Origin of the sequence: Flavobacterium xueshanense, assembly GCF_900112975.1 — a bacterium.
In the GTDB taxonomy this organism is placed as follows: Bacteria; Bacteroidota; Bacteroidia; order Flavobacteriales; family Flavobacteriaceae; genus Flavobacterium; species Flavobacterium xueshanense.
Genome location: NZ_FONQ01000002.1, coordinates 270,943 through 286,796 on the forward strand (window position 1 = coordinate 270,943; position 15,854 = coordinate 286,796).

The following is a 15,854-nucleotide window of genomic DNA, read 5'->3' on the forward strand; positions in this document are numbered from 1 at the left end:
GAAATCCTCGAAATTTAGAAAATGATTTTTTTCTGGCCGGAAAAGAGCGACCAGCGGAAGCTCCTTTTACGGGTAAGAAAAAACACTTCCTAAACCAGAGATTACTTCACTATACTTTTATTTCAATTGGAGTTCAGTGAACTACGTTTATAGTGGAAAGCGGGAAATAGCTCCAAAAAAAATGCCTTCAATCTACAGGTAGATGAAGGCAATTTTTGAATTAATATAAAAAAATTATTTTTTAGCTGCTGCTTTTTCTTCTGTTTTTGCAGGAGCTTTGTATTTATCGTTCAAGGCTTTGATAATTTCTTTTGTGATATCAAATTTGTCTTCAGCGTATAAAATTGAAGCTGCGTCACCTGTACCGTAGATGTATGCATATCCTTTTTCTTTACCGTACGTTTTGATGAATTTTTTCACTCCGCTTACTAAAGAGTCCATTTCTTTTCCGCTTTCTTGTTGCAATTCTTGAGACAATGCTTGTTGTGAATAGCTCAATTGTTGCTCCTTTTTTTGCAATTCAGCACCTTTTTGTTGTGCCCATGCCTGGCCGTTTGCTTGAGCTTGCGCTTGAAAACCAGCTGCCTCTTGTTTAAATCTTGCGATTTCAGCATCTAATTGTCTACCTTTTTCTTCTGCTTTTGTTTTATATTTTGCTTCAAGGTCTTTTGCCTCTGTATATTCTTTCATTAATTCCGAAGTGTCTACGTAAGCTGTTTTTACTTCCTTAACTGCTTCTGCCGGTTTGTTACAAGCAACAATTGAAATTGATAATGCGATAATTACTAATGCTTTTTTACTCATATCTTTAATATTTCTTTTTTGGTATTCGTGAATCTTTGATTTCATTATGATGAATTTCTAGTTTTAAGTATTGGTGACAAAAATATAAAAAAATTGATAGTATTGACAAAAAGTTTACAAATTGCTACTTTTTTATGATATAAGATTTTGTTATTGTGATTTATAAATGCATAATTTATGACTATTAAAAATGAGTTGTATATCTTTCAAATAAACGAATTAGTTTAAAAATTCGATTTCACCCTTGACTACGGTTAATAAACAAGCTTAAATGCACTTAAAATGATTTTTAGTTGTTTTTTAGGATGTAAATGTGTGAAGAATACTCGAAATTCTTTTTCGCTTTCCAATTTGATTGCAATCCTACAAAAAAGGCTTTTATATAATTCATTTTGCCTGTTTTGTATTTTTCCGAAAGTAAGCTCACGTAAAAAGAATCAAATTTCATAGGTAGTACTTTTACCAATTTCATTTCTTCTTTTTCAAAAAGCATTTTTATAGCTGTTTTAGAAAAATGCCAAAAATGAATGGGTACATCATAAGCAGCCCAAAACTTTCCATAATGTTTTGCATCGAAAGATTTGAAATTTGGAACAGCAATAATTAGAGTTCCATTTTGTTTTAATAATCGTTTCAATTCTTTAATTTGGTTTTCCAAATTAGGAACGTGCTCCAAAACATGCCACATCGAAATCACATCGAAAGAATGATTGTCTAACTCACTAGTTTCGCCAACAAATGAAACGCCTTTCTTTTTTGCAATCGTTTTTGCTTTTTCGCTTGGCTCCACTCCTATCGTGTGCCAACCGTTTTCTTTGGCAACTGATAAAAAGTCTCCTGTTCCGGCACCAATATCTAAAATGCTTCCTTTATTAGTTTGCAGCGAATTAATTAAATTCAATTTGTTTTTCAGCGCAATAGTTTTTACAAAATGATATGCTTTTTCAAACAGCGATCTTTTGCTATCCGTGTGCGAAATATAATCCACGCTTTCGTAATACTTTCCTAAGTTCTCTAAACTGGGTTGCGGAGATGTAATTAGCATATCTAACTTCTTGTCATGATATAAGTCGAAAATCTCCTGAGAAACAGAATAATCTTTAACAGTTAAAAAAGGCTGTTGGCTTGAAATGTTCATATTGTTGTTTTTCGGTTTCCAGTCGCAGTTTGCAGCTGAATCCCTTTGTATATAATGCAAATTTAATTTTGTTTCACGTGGAACGTATTGCTAAGTATTCATTTTTTTACTGAACACTGAGACTGTAAACTTATTACTTTCTCATCGTCCCATATAAATCAACAAAACCGAAACATCGCTTGGCGAAACACCACTAATTCTTGATGCTTGGGAAATAGTCACCGGACGAATCTTGCTCAATTTCTGTTTTGCCTCAATTGACATCGATTTGATTTTCTCATAGTCGAAATTTTCAGGGATCTTCACATCTTCCAATCGAAGCAGTTTATCTGCATTATTTCTTTCCTTTTCAATGTAACCTGAATATTTCACTTGGATTTCGGCTTGTTCCAAAATCTCTTGGTCCAAATCATTTTTCGCAACATAAGCAGCAACCTTTTCAAATTTCATGATGTCTTCCAAATCAATTTGCGGACGAGAGAATACTTTGAACATTTTATCCCCTTGCGTTATCAGCGCCGTATCTTTTGATTCTAAAATAGGATTTGCTTCCGCAACCGAAACGCTCGTTTCTTTGAAAAAAGCCACCATCTTTTCAGATTCATTTAACTTGTGTTCCATTCTACGCAAACGCGCTTCTGAAGCCAAACCTATTTTATGCGACATAGGAGTTAATCTAAAATCAGCATTATCCTGACGCAACAACGTTCTGTATTCGGCACGAGAAGTAAACATTCTGTATGGCTCTTCCGTTCCTTTCGTAATTAAATCATCAATCAAAACTCCAATATATGCTTCGTCTCTTTTTAGAATTAACGGCGCTTTTTCATGTACTTTTAAATGCGCATTTATTCCAGCCATCAAGCCTTGAGAAGCCGCTTCTTCATATCCGGTAGTTCCGTTTATTTGTCCTGCGAAATACAAACCTTCAACCAGTTTTGTTTCCAAAGTATGTTTCAATTGCGTCGGAGGGAAATAATCATATTCGATTGCATAACCCGGACGAAAGAATTTCACTTTCTCAAATCCCGCAACAGAACTCAACGCCTTGAATTGAATATCCTCAGGCAGCGATGTAGAAAATCCATTTACATAAACCTCACAGGTATTCCATCCTTCTGGTTCGACAAACAATTGATGTCTTTCCTTATCAGCAAAACGATTTATTTTATCTTCGATTGAAGGACAATATCTTGGTCCAAGACTTTTAATTCTTCCATTAAACATTGGCGAACGATCAAAACCTTCTCTTAAAATATCGTGAACATCAAGAGAAGTATACGTCATGTGACACGATTTTTGATGAATCAAAGGTGACGTCACATCCGAATAGGAAAACTTATCCGGTTTAGCATCTCCTTTTTCTTCGTTCATTTTCGAATAATCCAAAGATCGCCCATCGACTCTTGGAGGCGTTCCTGTTTTCATTCGTCCTGATTGAAAACCTGCAGCAACTAAATCTTCGGTAATTCCATACGCGGCACTCTCGCCTGCTCTTCCACCACCGAATTGTTTTTCGCCAATATGAATTAAACCATTCAGGAAAGTTCCATTGGTCAACACAACCGATTTAGATCGAATCTCTACTCCAAGCGAAGTACGAATTCCTTTTATTTTTCCGTTTTCTATAATCAAACCTTTTACCATTTCCTGATAAAAATCAAGATTTGGAGTTCCTTCCAACATCATTCTCCATTCCTCAGCAAAACGCATGCGGTCACTTTGAACCCGTGGAGACCACATTGCAGGGCCTTTAGACTTATTCAGCATCTTGAACTGGATTGCAGTTCTGTCCGAAATAATTCCCGAGTAACCTCCAAGCGCATCAATCTCGCGCACAATTTGTCCTTTGGCAATTCCGCCCATTGCAGGGTTGCATGACATTTGGGCAATATTCTGCAAGCTCATGGTAACCAATAAAGTTTTCGAACCCAGATTTGCAGCAGCAGCAGCCGCCTCAGAACCAGCATGTCCTGCACCCACAACTATCACATCATATTCATCTACAAACATCTTTTTTTGTAATTTAATCCTTCATAAGGATTGTAATTTTGAAATCTATATTTTGTTCCACGTGAAACATTGCAAGCGTGTTTTTTAAATCAAAACAAAACGTTCCACGTGAAACATTTTTAAATCAAGGTTTAAATCCCCGCTATTGTTCCACGTGAAACATAGCGATTTTTTCGTCTTCTTTACTTCTCATCAAAAGCTCTTCGACTTCACCTTTATCTTTGTAGCCACAGTAGTGCATAATCCCGTGTACTAAAACGCGCTTTAATTCTTCTTGAAAAGAAACATTGAAATCAGCAGCATTGTCTTTCACTCTTTCGACAGAAACAAAAATATCACCGTGCAATTCATTACCCATAGAATAATCAAAGCTGATGATATCCGTTAGTGTATCGTGATCCAGATACTCCACATTTATTTTATGGAGATATTCATCATCACAAAAGATGTAATTTATCTCACCTTCTTTTTTGTTTTCCGAAGTAATAACATTTCCCAACCAACCAGCAATAGCATCTTCGTTGTCTAATTTAAAGTCGGTTTCGTAATTAAAATTGATCATTTTTTATTAAAATATTCTTGAACCTTTTGATTAAAATTCGAGCGCAAAGGTAAGGATTGTCTATTTAATATTTCTATGCTATTCAAATAATCTAATAAAGCAGCTGGCAGTGCATTAGATTGATTATTAAACTCCTTTTTATTGATCTCAGATTGGCGTTTGTTTTCCTCTCCTTGTTGCTGAATGGCGGAATTTAGTTTCAATAATTCCTGTTTCACATTCAGTATCTTTTGAAGCGTTTCGTTCTTAAAACCTCTATTTAATAATTGCTTTTCAATTTGCTTCATTTGTTCCAAAGCACTTTGTCCGTTACCACCCAATCCTTGCTTGTTCAATTCGTTTTGCAATGCTTCCCGCAATTGCTTTTGCTCTTTATAAATTTCCATTATAGCTTGCGCATCACCTTCACCGCCCTCACGATCTTGACCTGATTCGCCAGGTTTTCCTTGCTTACCGTTTTGTCCCTTTTGACCGTCACCAGGCTTCTCTCCTTTTTTGATACCGTCTTTCATTTTCTCACCAAGACCTTCTTGCTTTTTAATAATGTCCGGCAGTTGCATTCCTTGTCCTTGGCCAGGTTTCGGTTTACCCGAACCCATTCCTGACATTTGCATTTGCATATTGTTAAGCATATCACTTAGAAAATCTGCTAATTTGTTAGCTGCTGAAATGGTGTACTGCTGGTGCGACAAACCTTTCGACACTTGAGCATCGGTTAAACTGGACAACGATTTATCAACGTTGTAAATTACATTGCCAATTTCTTTAGTGATATCCTCAGCAATTTTTGGATTACGCAATGACATCGCAAATAAACTGTCGTCAACATGTTTGAACTGTTGCTTTAAATCCTGTTGAATTTTTATGTTTTTATTGAACGCTGGAGACCCTGATTTATGCTTTTTGAACTGATTCATTAAGTCTTCCTGTGACAAAGAGAATGCCAATAAATTATCTAGAATTTGTCGCAACATCGCTACATCTTCCTGTAACTGTTCCATCTCACCTTGCTCCAAAGTTTGCGCCATTTTTTGCGCCATCTCTTTCATCTTTTTGGAAGCACTTTTTTGATTTGGCTTAGCCTTTTCTTTCTTGTCTTTCTTTAATTCATCAGAAGCTTTCTTTAAATCATCATCAATACTTTTTTCTTTGGCATCGTCTTTTGGTAAATCCAAACGTGATTTTAATTCCTTGTTTTCTTTTTCCAGATCATTTAAACCTTCCTGAATTTTGTCAAAATCAGCATTAATGTCTTCCTGTTTATCCAGTTTATTTTCCTTTTCATCATCGGATAATTTATCTTGTTTTTCAGAAAGCTTGTCCAGTTTGTCTCCCAATTGTTCTGCTTTCTTTTTTACATAAAACCTTTTCGTCAATTCCACCAGCTGTTCCAAATTCTTAGTTTGGTTTTTACTGTTTTGTTTGAATTTATCCAACTTAGACAACAGATCTTCATTCTGAATTTTATCATTCAGTTCTTTCAATTCGTCTAAAAGTTTTTGGTTTTTTTCCAATTCGTTTTCGGATTTGTCCATTCGTTTTTGAAGTTCCTCCTTCAACTCATCCTTTGTATCGGTTTTGAATTGCTCCAAATTATCGTTCATTTTTTTAGTGAATTCCTTCATCATCACATCATGTTTCATTTGACGCTTGATGAAATCATTTACTTTTTGCTGATCTTTGAAATCCAGATTTTCTTTTTCTTTTCCGGTTATTTGCAACTTCTCCATTTCTGAGATTTGCTTATCCTGATTTTTTAAAGACTTCTCTAAACTATTGATGTTGTCATTTTGCTGCTGCAAAATTTGATCTTCCTTTTCTACATCTGTAGCTATCCGATTAGAAAAAACTGAAGACCTCGTGCTTTTAAAATTATGGAGGGCATCGTTATCAAAAACTTCAAAATAATAATCATAAGACACACCTTGCTCCACCGAAAGATTGCTGGGAAACGAAAACACGAATTGATCAAATGCACTTTTCTTTATAGCAATTGTTCCACGTTTAGCAGTTTGAGGTTTCTCTCTTTCGTAATAAACAATCTGAAGTTTAGACAAACCATAATCATCTGAGATTTGACCTAATACATAGTTCTTAGCAACCTTCAAACTGTCTGGTGCGTTGTTCACATTAATAGTTGGGAATTGATCTTTGATAATGGTAATCTGATAATTAAGTTTTTCGTAGTTTTTTACCTTCTCATTTGAAGTAACGATTTGATAATCTGTGTTTTGAAGTATATTTTTGGATAAAATAAAGGTATTTTCTGTTTTCGAAAAAGAAGCTTTTGAAATTCCGTCCATCCACACTACATTTTCTGTCGCTTGTGTATTCATTTTCCAAGTCACATGCGTTCCTTCCGGAATAATCGCATTTCCTGTTCCTTTGATTGTTTCTGGTTTTTTATTCAAATACGAAGGAAAGTTCAACTGCATTTCAAAATTAGCAATCGAAGGAACGGTTATCACTTTCAATTCATAATCCGGAGAAGAAATAGTATTTCCCTCCACGTGGAAAAAAATATTTCCTGAAGGCTTTGCAATCTTAAATTGAAATTCTCCTGCTTTGACTGATTCCATAAAATAACTTTCATCTTCAATGAATATCATCGCATTCTCAGGAACTATTTTTCCTTCGGTTTTAATTCGAAGTATAAAATCCTTTCCTTGCTCCGTTTGTAAATTAGAATTTAAAACCACGAATTTAAAAGGAGCCGGCGGCAAAAAAGCTGAATTGAAATGCACGACTCTATTCAAACTTTGAGAGATCATGCTGCTGTTTCCCGAGAAATAAAAGGAAGCAAATAACAGCATTGGAATTAAAGCCAAAGGAAAATACTTTCTGTTTCCGTTATAATTTATGGCGTTCCCAAAAGGGATTGGTTGCAACGCGTTCGCTTTTTGTTCAATTGAAGCGGCTAATAATTCCGACTTAATTTGATTATTATCAGAATCTGATAATTGTAAAAAGTTAGTCAGTTTGTCGCTTACTTCCGTGAAATGATTTCCAATAATTGTAGAAGCCTGGTCGTAATCGATTCCTTTTTGAAGTCTGAATAATTTAAAAATTGGAAACATAATAAAACGGAACAACAAATACACTTCAACTCCGATGAAAGTCCAAAATAAAATTGTTCTTCCCATTGGCTTAAGCCAAAGAAAATATTCGACAAAAAGGGTAAATAAAAAATACAACAATCCTAAACCGATGAAGAATAATAATCCCCGAATAAGTTCATTGGTGTAATACTTTTTGATAAAAGCCTCCAGTTTTTGAAAAATAACATTTCCTGTTTCCAAAATTTTTAACTTCTAATTAATAACCGTTAAAAGTACAAATTTATCTCAATTAGAAAACGTTAAAAAAATAAGCAAACTTAAATAGTTGGAAAAATCGATACGATTTAGTAAATTTATAAAAATCTTTTGATATGAAATATTTATGGGCATACAGTATTCCTGTTGTTGGTATTCTAGGAATATATTTAGGTGATTTTTGGTCGTTCTCTGCACTACTCTTTACTTTTATTATAATTCCTTTTTTAGAATTACTTTTACCAGTAGACCAAAAAAATTATGATCAAGAAACCGTTTCGAATAGATTAAAAAATAAGTTTTTTGATGTTTTACTATACTTGAATGTTCCCATTGTTTATGGTGCAATATTTTTTTGTTTGTATAAAATTACCCAACCTGGAATATCCAAAATCGAAATCATTGGGATGACATTGAGTCTTGGGGTTATTCTTGGATCTAATGGTATTAACGTCGCCCATGAACTGGGTCATAGAAAGAATTTTTTTGAAAAAATTTTAGGAAAATTTCTTTTAATTCCAAGCCATTACACCCATTTTTACATAGAACACAATCACGGACATCATTTACATGTTTCCACTCCTGAAGATCCATCAACGGCAAAATACAATCAAAATCTGTATGCTTTTTGGTTTCAAACAGTCATAGGAACATATAAAAAAGCATGGGAAATTCAAAAAAGATTAAATATAATTGATAATCGTTCATTCTTTTCTGTTAAGAATGATATGTTTTGGTTTACGATAATTCAAATTAGTTATTTACTATTAATTTATTTGTTTTTTGGTTTCAAAGGTTTTTTGTTTGTTTTGTTTGCCGGAATTGTTGGCTTTCTTTTACTGGAAACTATTAATTACATAGAACATTATGGATTAAAAAGAAACCGACTTGCATCCGGAAGATTTGAACGAGTTTCAGAGAAACATTCTTGGAATTCAAATCACGTTCTTGGAAGAATTGTTCTTTATGAACTTACGCGCCACAGCGATCACCATTTTAAATCTCAAAAGAAGTACCAAATATTAGAATACCATGACGTTTCCCCGCAAATGCCTTATGGTTATCCTACATCTATGGTTTTATCCTTTTTCCCGCAACTATGGTTCGCTGTAATGAATAAAAGAATTCCTGTAGAAATGAGGTAGCTTTTCGTACTTTCTTTATTTATCTAAAAAAAGAGGAAGTCTACCAATCTACAAATCCATTTAATTTATCTTTGCACCAAAATTTACAAAAATGTCGAAGCAAGTTCGTGTGCGTTTTGCACCAAGTCCAACTGGACCTTTACATATTGGCGGAGTTCGTACCGCATTATTCAATTATTTGTTTGCCAAAAAAAATAATGGTGTATTCTTTTTAAGAATTGAAGATACGGACCAAAACCGTTTTGTTCCAGGTGCCGAAGAATATATCATGGAAGCACTGGAATGGTTAGGAATTGCGCCCGATGAAACTATTGGTAAAAACGAAAAATTTGGTCCATACCGTCAAAGCGAAAGAAAATATTTGTACAAACAATATGCGGATCATTTAATTAATTCGGGAAATGCGTATTACGCTTTTGATACAGCCGAAGCTTTGGATGCAGCAAGAAAATTAGAAGAAGAACAAGGAAACACCTTTATATACAATCACCATAACCGAGAAAATCTGGACACTTCATTAGTGATTTCTGCAGACGAAACTGCTAAAAGAATTGCTGATGGCGAACATTATGTCATCCGTTTTAAAACTCCGGTGAATGAAACGCTGCATTTGCACGACATCATACGTGGAGACGTAAAATTTGAAACGAATCTTTTAGATGATAAAGTATTGTTCAAAAGTGACGGAATGCCAACATACCATTTGGCTAATATTGTAGATGATCATTTAATGGAAACATCTCATGTAATTCGTGGCGAAGAATGGTTGCCATCTATGCCTTTGCACGTTTTATTGTACAGAGCTTTTGGTTGGGAGGCACCGGAATTTGCACATTTGCCTTTGATTATGAAACCTGTTGGTAACGGAAAATTATCAAAGAGAGACGGTGACAAGATGGGATTTCCTGTATTTCCATTAGATTGGAAAACCGAAGAAGGCGTTTCATCAGGGTACAGAGAAAAAGGATTTTTCCCGAAAGCAGTAATCAACTTCTTGGCTTTATTAGGTTGGAATGACGGAACGGAAAAAGAATTATATACACTTGAAGAATTAGTGGGAGCATTCGATTTGAGTCGAGTACATAAAGCCGGAGCTAAATTTGATCCGGAAAAAAATAAGTGGTTCAATCACCAATATTTGGTGAAACAGAAAGATGAAGATTTGGCGAAAGCCTTTGCTCCTATTTTGATTGAAAAAGGTTTATCGACTGCGCACGAAATGACAAAGTTGACCAAAATAGTTTCCTTGATTAAAGAACGCGCACATTTTGTTTCGGAATTTTGGCAACTATGTGATTTCTTTTTTGTGGCTCCAACATCGTATGATGAGAAAGCAAGTAAAAACTGGAAAGCTGAAACTCCTGCGTTAATGCAAGAATTAATCTCCGTTGTAAAAGAAATAAACGATTTCACCTCCATGAGTATCGAAATCATCGTGAAAGACTGGATGACGAAAAATGAAATTGGAATGGGTAAAGTAATGCAACCGTTTCGATTGAGTATGGTTGGCGCATTGAAAGGTCCTCACCTATTTGATATCGTTGAAGTAATTGGAAAAGACGAAACGATTAATAGAATTCAAAAAGCAATAGTTACTTTATAAAAATAAAAAAGCTCCCAAATTTGGGAGCTTTTTTTATAAATAAAGAATCAAATCTGCATTGATAATTCCTGGATTTCCTTTGAAATTTACACCTAAATTCTTCGTGTTTAAATTTTCAAGCATATTGTTTAGTCCATATTGATACGAGACATTAATTCTGAAATGGCGAACTCCGGCAGTTATTCCTACAGTTGGATAGAAATTAAACTTTGAAATATCCAGAATATCTTTGGCTAACAATGTGGTTCGGGAAATGTTGTTATTTTCTTTGTTAGAGTCAATTTTAAAATTTCCGTTCACTTGAACTAAAGGACCAAACTCAACACTTAAATGATTTTCGATAAGTTTATAACTCAACTGCAGTGATATTTGCGCAGAAGCCAATTTATAATTCACCTCTTCTTTAGCCAAAGTCAAACTATTCGTTGAAACAGAAAAATTGTTTTCGCTAAACTGAATTGCATAAACCATATCCCAGTTATTATAGAAATTTCCCCGCATGCAAAGTCCAGCATTCCAACCCAATTCAGGTTTTGTTTCGAAATTATCAGTGTTAAAGGTAAATTGATTGACTCCAAGACTGATTCCTATCCTGTTTGAATCTCTATATTTAAATTGAGAAAAGGCTGATATTGTACAGAAAACAAAAACTAAACTAAGTGATATTTTTCTCATATAATTGGAATTTACAAAGACAAACCTAAAGTTTTTTTGTAAATTGTGGGATAATTTTTAACTAAAAATAAAAACATTATGAACATTGCTTTAATTATTCTACTCGTATTTGGATTTTTCATTTTATTTTCCTCATTTTTTACAGTCAAACAGCAAACGGCTGTTGTTGTAGAGCGATTTGGAAAATTTTTAAGTATCAGACAATCAGGTTTGCATTTGAAAATTCCATTGATTGACAGAATCGCAGGACGTGTGAATCTAAAAATCCAACAATTAGATGTTATCATTGAAACAAAAACCAAAGACAACGTTTTTGTGAAACTTAAAGTTTCAGTTCAATTTATGGTTATAAAAGAAACCGTTTACGACGCTTTTTATAAACTGGAATATCCGCACGATCAAATTACTTCTTATGTATTTGATGTCGTTCGTGCAGAAGTTCCAAAGCTAAAACTTGATGATGTTTTTGAAAGAAAAGACGATATTGCCATTGCTGTAAAAAGAGAATTGAATGAAGCCATGACGACTTATGGATATACGATTATCAACACATTAGTAACGGATATTGATCCGGATATTCAAGTAAAAAATGCGATGAACAGAATAAATGCGGCTGATAGAGAAAAAACTGTAGCTGAATTTGAAGCGGAAGCCTCCAGAATTAGAATTGTAGCCAAAGCGGAAGCGGAAGCAGAAAGCAAACGATTACAAGGACAAGGAATCGCAAACCAACGAAGAGAAATTGCTAAAGGTTTAGTAGAAAGTGTTGATGTTTTGAACAGAGTTGGTATCAATTCCCAAGAAGCTTCGGCATTGATTGTGGTAACACAACATTATGATACGTTACAAGCTATTGGTGCTGACACAAATTCGAATCTGATCTTATTACCAAACTCTCCACAAGCGGGAAGTGACATGCTTAATAACATGATTGCTTCATTTAGTGCTTCTAATCAGGTAGGTGAATTAATGAAAAAGAGAAGCGAAAGAGGGAATTCTAGAAGGGAAAATAAGGTCGAATTACCGGAAGCTCCTGAAGAAACTCCCGACACAGAAGAATAGATACTTAAAATCATAAAAAAAGAGGCTTAAATGCCTCTTTTTCTTTTTGCAAACCAATTTTTGATAAATGGAATTGCTTTATTTAATATAAAAGGTGCCGCAGTAGAAACGATTGCTCCATAAGGAATAACAGAACTATACGTGCCTATTAAGTCACTTACAATGTTTTGAGGTGAAAAACTTTCCTTAGTTTTTTTTACTCCAAAAATTAATTTTTGATAACTGATTTCCTTTTCAGTCTTTAAAATTTCAAGTTCTCTATCAATTTGAGCGTAAGAAGAATATTTTTTTGTTTCCATGATTTAGTCGTTAAAAAATATTTCAGAAAACTTCTGCAATATTGGTCCTTCAACAATTTTATCTTTTATTAAAAATAAAAGGCTCGTTATTAAAAGATATACTCCTCCTATTATTAAAAAACCCAACGGATAATTATCTAGATATTTACCCATTGCCAATGCTCCTGCTATAGAACAAAAAAATAAAACCATGCTAAAACATAAAAAAATCAATGTGAACTTAAGAATCATGGTCGTCGATTTCATTGCTACTTTGAAACCCCATAATTTGTAATAAGACACATTGCTCTGAATATATCCTTGTATTTGTTCCTGAATATCCTCCGTATTTTCTTTTAATTCTTCAAAAGCCATGTATTTCGTTTTAAAATTTGAAAGATGGGTAATGCAAGATTATTTTTGAAGTTTTGCATTTTGTCTTTTTAAATCCGCTAATTTTTCTTCTAAAAAAGAAATTACTTCTTCGGTTTTATGACTCATATTTGAAACTAAATCTTCATAGGTTTCTTCTAAATCAAATTTAGCCGTTGTTAATTGATCGCTCAACTGTAATGATACAGAATCAAGTTTATTTTGTAAATCATTTTTGACCCCATCAAAACCATCTTTTAATTTTCCTCTGGTTTTTGATCCTTTATCAGGTGCGTACAAAATTCCTATTCCGGCTCCAATTGCTACTCCTGTTAAAATAGCGAATAATGTATTTCCTGTAGTATTTGACATAATTCTTAGTTTTATAAAGTTTGTTTTATAAAGATACGGATTTATTAACAACAACCTTATAACAACTCGTTAAAGTGTAATTTTACCAAGAAAAAAGCAAATAAAAGCGAGCTGTTAAGCGATTTTTTTAAATTTATACTTAGTGCTGTTTATTTAAAAAAATAGCTTGAAAAACGATTTATAAAGGTATTTTTTAATTGGATAAAAGTATTGAAAATTAAATTTTTATAAGAAATTACTATAATAAAAAAGCCCTCTAAAAAGAGGACTTTCGATTGTTAAAACCTATTTAAAAAATAAAGCTTAAATTTTAAGGGCATTTAATAATTGCAAAACTTTTTCGTTTTTTTCGTTTTTTTTCACTTCTGAAAGTTGTATCTGAAAAAGACTAAAATTATTCAAATCATTTTGTAAATTTTCAATTGCCAAAATTCTAACAGCTGCCATTTGACTTTTTAAGGACATCGTATATAATTTTGTCAAAGATTCTTCTTCAATATCTTTTACTTGTACTTTATCGGAATGATGCAAAATCAGATTTGAAAACAACAACGAGTTATTATCATTCTTAATATTTTTGACAATAGTCTGAATAATTAAACTGTAATTATCAATACTTTTTATGTTTTCAACAATGGCGTTAAGAATCAAATTGGCATTGTTTTCATCTTTTTCCTTAACATATTTATTGATTTCTTTTTGAGTATTCATCAATAAATTTTCTTCTTTTTTACCTTTTTCTTCCCAAGCATCTTTCAATCCAACGGTTTTATTAAAGACAATTTTGCCTTCCGTTGAATCTTTGTCCACATTGAAATATCCTAATCGTTGAAACTGAAATTTCTCTCCGGAATGAACTGTTGCTAAACTTGGTTCTACAAATCCTTTTACAATTTGTAATGAATCAGGATTCATGAATTCCAAGAAATTTTTCTCTTTATGACTGTCTGGTGCTTCATCGATAAACAATCTATCATAGAGACGCACTTCTGCTTCCAAAGCATGTTGTATAGAAACCCAATGCAAGGTTCCCGCTACTTTTCGCTGACTGGCTTCGCTCCCACTTCCGCTTCTACTATCTTCATCATAGGTTACATGAATCTCAGTTATCGTTCCAGCAGCGTCTTTTATAACACTTTCTCCTTTAATAATATAAGCGTTTTTAAGACGTACTTCTCTGCCTAAACTCAATCGGAAAAACTTTGCCGGAGCATCTTCAAGAAAATCTTCTCTTTCAATAAATAATTCTTTTGAAAAAGGAACTTTTCTAAATCCTGCGCTTTCATCTTCCTGATTATTTTCGGCTTCCAACCATTCTTCTTTATCTTCCGGATAATTCGTAATCACTAATTTTATTGGATCTAAAACTGCCATAACTCTTGGAGCCGTTTTATTCAAATCTTCGCGCAGGCAAAATTCCAAAAGAGAAAAATCAATTATATTTTCTCGTTTAGCAACACCAATCATATCACAAAACTTACGAATAGAATTCGCTGTATAACCTCTTCTTCTTAATCCTGAAATCGTTGGCATCCTGGGATCATCCCAGCCATTCACTATATTTTCCTGAACTAATTGCAACAGTTTTCGCTTGCTCATTACGGTGTAATTCAAGTTCAAACGCGCAAATTCATATTGATGTGGTCTTACTTTTGAGTCATCATAAATTTGGTCCAAAAACCAATTGTATAATTCTCGATGCATGACAAATTCTAACGTACAAATAGAGTGTGAAATTTGCTCTATATAATCACTTTCACCGTGTGCATAATCATACATTGGATAAATTTTCCAATCGTTTCCAGTTCTATGATGATGGCGGTGCAAAACACGATACATTAATGGATCACGCATCAACATATTCGTAGAAGTCATATCAATTTTAGCACGTAAAACATGACTTCCTTCCAGAAAATCACCATTTTTCATTCCTTCGAATAAAGTAAGATTTTCTTCAACAGAACGGTTTCTGTGAGGACCATCAACTCCTGGTTGTGTTGGCGTTCCTTTTTGTAAAGCCATATCTTCTGACGATTGACTGTCTATATACGCTTTTCCGTTTTTAATCATCGAAATCGCCCATTCATATAATTGCTGAAAATAATCAGAAGAATATAATTCTTCCGTCCAATTAAATCCCAACCATTTCAAATCTTCTTTGATGGCATCTACATATTCCTGCTCTTCTTTGGCAGGATTGGTATCGTCAAAACGCAAGTTTACCGGCGCATTATACTTTAATCCTAAACCAAAATTTAAGCAAATCGATTTAGCATGACCAATGTGCAAATACCCATTTGGCTCCGGCGGAAAACGAAAACGTAATTTATCTTTGGGAAAACCGTTTGATAAACTGTCTTCGATGATTTGTTCTATAAAATGGAGTGATTTTTCTTCAGTTGACATTTTTTTGTTTTATTTTAGCAAAGATAAAAAAAGTTTGAGGTTTAAAGTTTAATGTTTCCACAGAAACCTATGAAAAGTTAGCAATTTCTCTTTACACTTTACACTTTTAA

General features: G+C 33.6%; 13 protein-coding genes. 3 read left to right on the forward strand and 10 right to left on the reverse strand.

The window, feature by feature from the left end; translation table 11 throughout:
* Positions 1 to 234: 234 nt before the first annotated feature.
* The 5 genes from BMZ76_RS03400 to BMZ76_RS03420 form a co-directional block, all read right to left on the reverse strand.
* Positions 235 to 849 carry an OmpH/Skp family outer membrane protein gene (locus BMZ76_RS03400; protein ID WP_244281739.1) on the reverse strand — a complete coding sequence of 205 codons (615 nt, stop codon included), beginning with the start codon at positions 847 to 849 and terminating at the stop codon, positions 235 to 237.
* Positions 850 to 1,093: 244 nt separating this feature from the next.
* On the reverse strand, positions 1,094 to 1,942 hold the full coding sequence (locus tag BMZ76_RS03405; RefSeq protein WP_091203515.1) for a class I SAM-dependent methyltransferase: 849 nt from the start codon (positions 1,940 to 1,942) through the stop codon (positions 1,094 to 1,096).
* 141 nt (positions 1,943 to 2,083) lie between these two features.
* Complete coding sequence (mnmG, locus tag BMZ76_RS03410) at positions 2,084 to 3,955, reverse strand: tRNA uridine-5-carboxymethylaminomethyl(34) synthesis enzyme MnmG (RefSeq protein WP_091203311.1); 1,872 nt, start codon at positions 3,953 to 3,955, stop codon at positions 2,084 to 2,086.
* Positions 3,956 to 4,097: 142 nt separating this feature from the next.
* Positions 4,098 to 4,517, reverse strand: coding sequence for an rRNA maturation RNase YbeY (ybeY, locus tag BMZ76_RS03415; protein WP_091203312.1), 420 nt, complete (start codon positions 4,515 to 4,517; stop codon positions 4,098 to 4,100).
* The gene (locus BMZ76_RS03420; protein WP_091203313.1) at positions 4,514 to 7,816 is read right to left on the reverse strand and encodes a coiled-coil domain-containing protein; all 3,303 of its coding nucleotides are present in this window, start codon (positions 7,814 to 7,816) and stop codon (positions 4,514 to 4,516) included. Before BMZ76_RS03420 ends, ybeY begins: the two co-directional genes overlap by 4 nt.
* Before the next feature lie 131 nt (positions 7,817 to 7,947).
* On the opposite strand from BMZ76_RS03420, the gene BMZ76_RS03425 reads away from it, so the two are divergent.
* Positions 7,948 to 8,976: an alkane 1-monooxygenase gene (locus BMZ76_RS03425; protein WP_091203314.1), complete on the forward strand. Its 1,029-nt coding sequence runs from the start codon at positions 7,948 to 7,950 to the stop codon at positions 8,974 to 8,976.
* Positions 8,977 to 9,067: 91 nt separating this feature from the next.
* On the forward strand, positions 9,068 to 10,579 hold the full coding sequence (gene gltX, locus BMZ76_RS03430; protein ID WP_091203315.1) for a glutamate--tRNA ligase: 1,512 nt from the start codon (positions 9,068 to 9,070) through the stop codon (positions 10,577 to 10,579).
* Between the two features lie 33 nt (positions 10,580 to 10,612).
* Here gltX and BMZ76_RS03435 read toward each other — a convergent pair whose 3' ends face one another.
* Positions 10,613 to 11,254 (reverse strand): outer membrane beta-barrel protein, encoded by a 642-nt coding sequence (locus BMZ76_RS03435; RefSeq protein WP_091203316.1) that lies wholly within the window; start codon positions 11,252 to 11,254, stop codon positions 10,613 to 10,615.
* A 78-nt stretch (positions 11,255 to 11,332) separates the two neighbouring features.
* Here BMZ76_RS03435 and BMZ76_RS03440 point away from each other — a divergent pair, with 78 nt between their 5' ends.
* Positions 11,333 to 12,316, forward strand: coding sequence for an SPFH domain-containing protein (locus BMZ76_RS03440; protein ID WP_091203317.1), 984 nt, complete (start codon positions 11,333 to 11,335; stop codon positions 12,314 to 12,316).
* Positions 12,317 to 12,342: 26 nt separating this feature from the next.
* Here BMZ76_RS03440 and BMZ76_RS03445 read toward each other — a convergent pair whose 3' ends face one another.
* From BMZ76_RS03445 to BMZ76_RS03460, 4 genes are all read right to left on the reverse strand, one after another.
* Positions 12,343 to 12,615 carry a DUF6327 family protein gene (locus BMZ76_RS03445; protein WP_091203318.1) on the reverse strand — a complete coding sequence of 91 codons (273 nt, stop codon included), beginning with the start codon at positions 12,613 to 12,615 and terminating at the stop codon, positions 12,343 to 12,345.
* A gap of 3 nt (positions 12,616 to 12,618) precedes the next feature.
* The gene (locus BMZ76_RS03450) at positions 12,619 to 12,969 is read right to left on the reverse strand and encodes a phage holin family protein (RefSeq protein ID WP_091203319.1); all 351 of its coding nucleotides are present in this window, start codon (positions 12,967 to 12,969) and stop codon (positions 12,619 to 12,621) included.
* A 39-nt stretch (positions 12,970 to 13,008) separates the two neighbouring features.
* Complete coding sequence (locus tag BMZ76_RS03455; protein WP_091203320.1) at positions 13,009 to 13,338, reverse strand: YtxH domain-containing protein; 330 nt, start codon at positions 13,336 to 13,338, stop codon at positions 13,009 to 13,011.
* Between the two features lie 303 nt (positions 13,339 to 13,641).
* The gene (locus BMZ76_RS03460) at positions 13,642 to 15,744 is read right to left on the reverse strand and encodes a glutamine--tRNA ligase/YqeY domain fusion protein (protein WP_091203321.1); all 2,103 of its coding nucleotides are present in this window, start codon (positions 15,742 to 15,744) and stop codon (positions 13,642 to 13,644) included.
* Positions 15,745 to 15,854: the final 110 nt, after the last annotated feature.

Excerpts from the sequence above, each read along its gene's own strand:
- BMZ76_RS03440 (WP_091203317.1), top strand. The coding sequence starts at position 11,333 with ATGAACATTGCTTTAATTATTCTACTCGTATTTGGATTTTTCATTTTA.
- BMZ76_RS03400 (WP_244281739.1), bottom strand. The coding sequence starts at position 849 with ATGAAATCAAAGATTCACGAATACCAAAAAAGAAATATTAAAGATATG.
- BMZ76_RS03460 (WP_091203321.1), bottom strand. The coding sequence starts at position 15,744 with ATGTCAACTGAAGAAAAATCACTCCATTTTATAGAACAAATCATCGAA.
- BMZ76_RS03405 (WP_091203515.1), bottom strand. The coding sequence starts at position 1,942 with ATGAACATTTCAAGCCAACAGCCTTTTTTAACTGTTAAAGATTATTCT.
- ybeY (WP_091203312.1), bottom strand. The coding sequence starts at position 4,517 with ATGATCAATTTTAATTACGAAACCGACTTTAAATTAGACAACGAAGAT.
- BMZ76_RS03455 (WP_091203320.1), bottom strand. The coding sequence starts at position 13,338 with ATGTCAAATACTACAGGAAATACATTATTCGCTATTTTAACAGGAGTA.
- BMZ76_RS03435 (WP_091203316.1), bottom strand. The coding sequence starts at position 11,254 with ATGAGAAAAATATCACTTAGTTTAGTTTTTGTTTTCTGTACAATATCA.
- BMZ76_RS03450 (WP_091203319.1), bottom strand. The coding sequence starts at position 12,969 with ATGGCTTTTGAAGAATTAAAAGAAAATACGGAGGATATTCAGGAACAA.
- mnmG (WP_091203311.1), bottom strand. The coding sequence starts at position 3,955 with ATGTTTGTAGATGAATATGATGTGATAGTTGTGGGTGCAGGACATGCT.
- gltX (WP_091203315.1), top strand. The coding sequence starts at position 9,068 with ATGTCGAAGCAAGTTCGTGTGCGTTTTGCACCAAGTCCAACTGGACCT.
- BMZ76_RS03445 (WP_091203318.1), bottom strand. The coding sequence starts at position 12,615 with ATGGAAACAAAAAAATATTCTTCTTACGCTCAAATTGATAGAGAACTT.
- BMZ76_RS03425 (WP_091203314.1), top strand. The coding sequence starts at position 7,948 with ATGAAATATTTATGGGCATACAGTATTCCTGTTGTTGGTATTCTAGGA.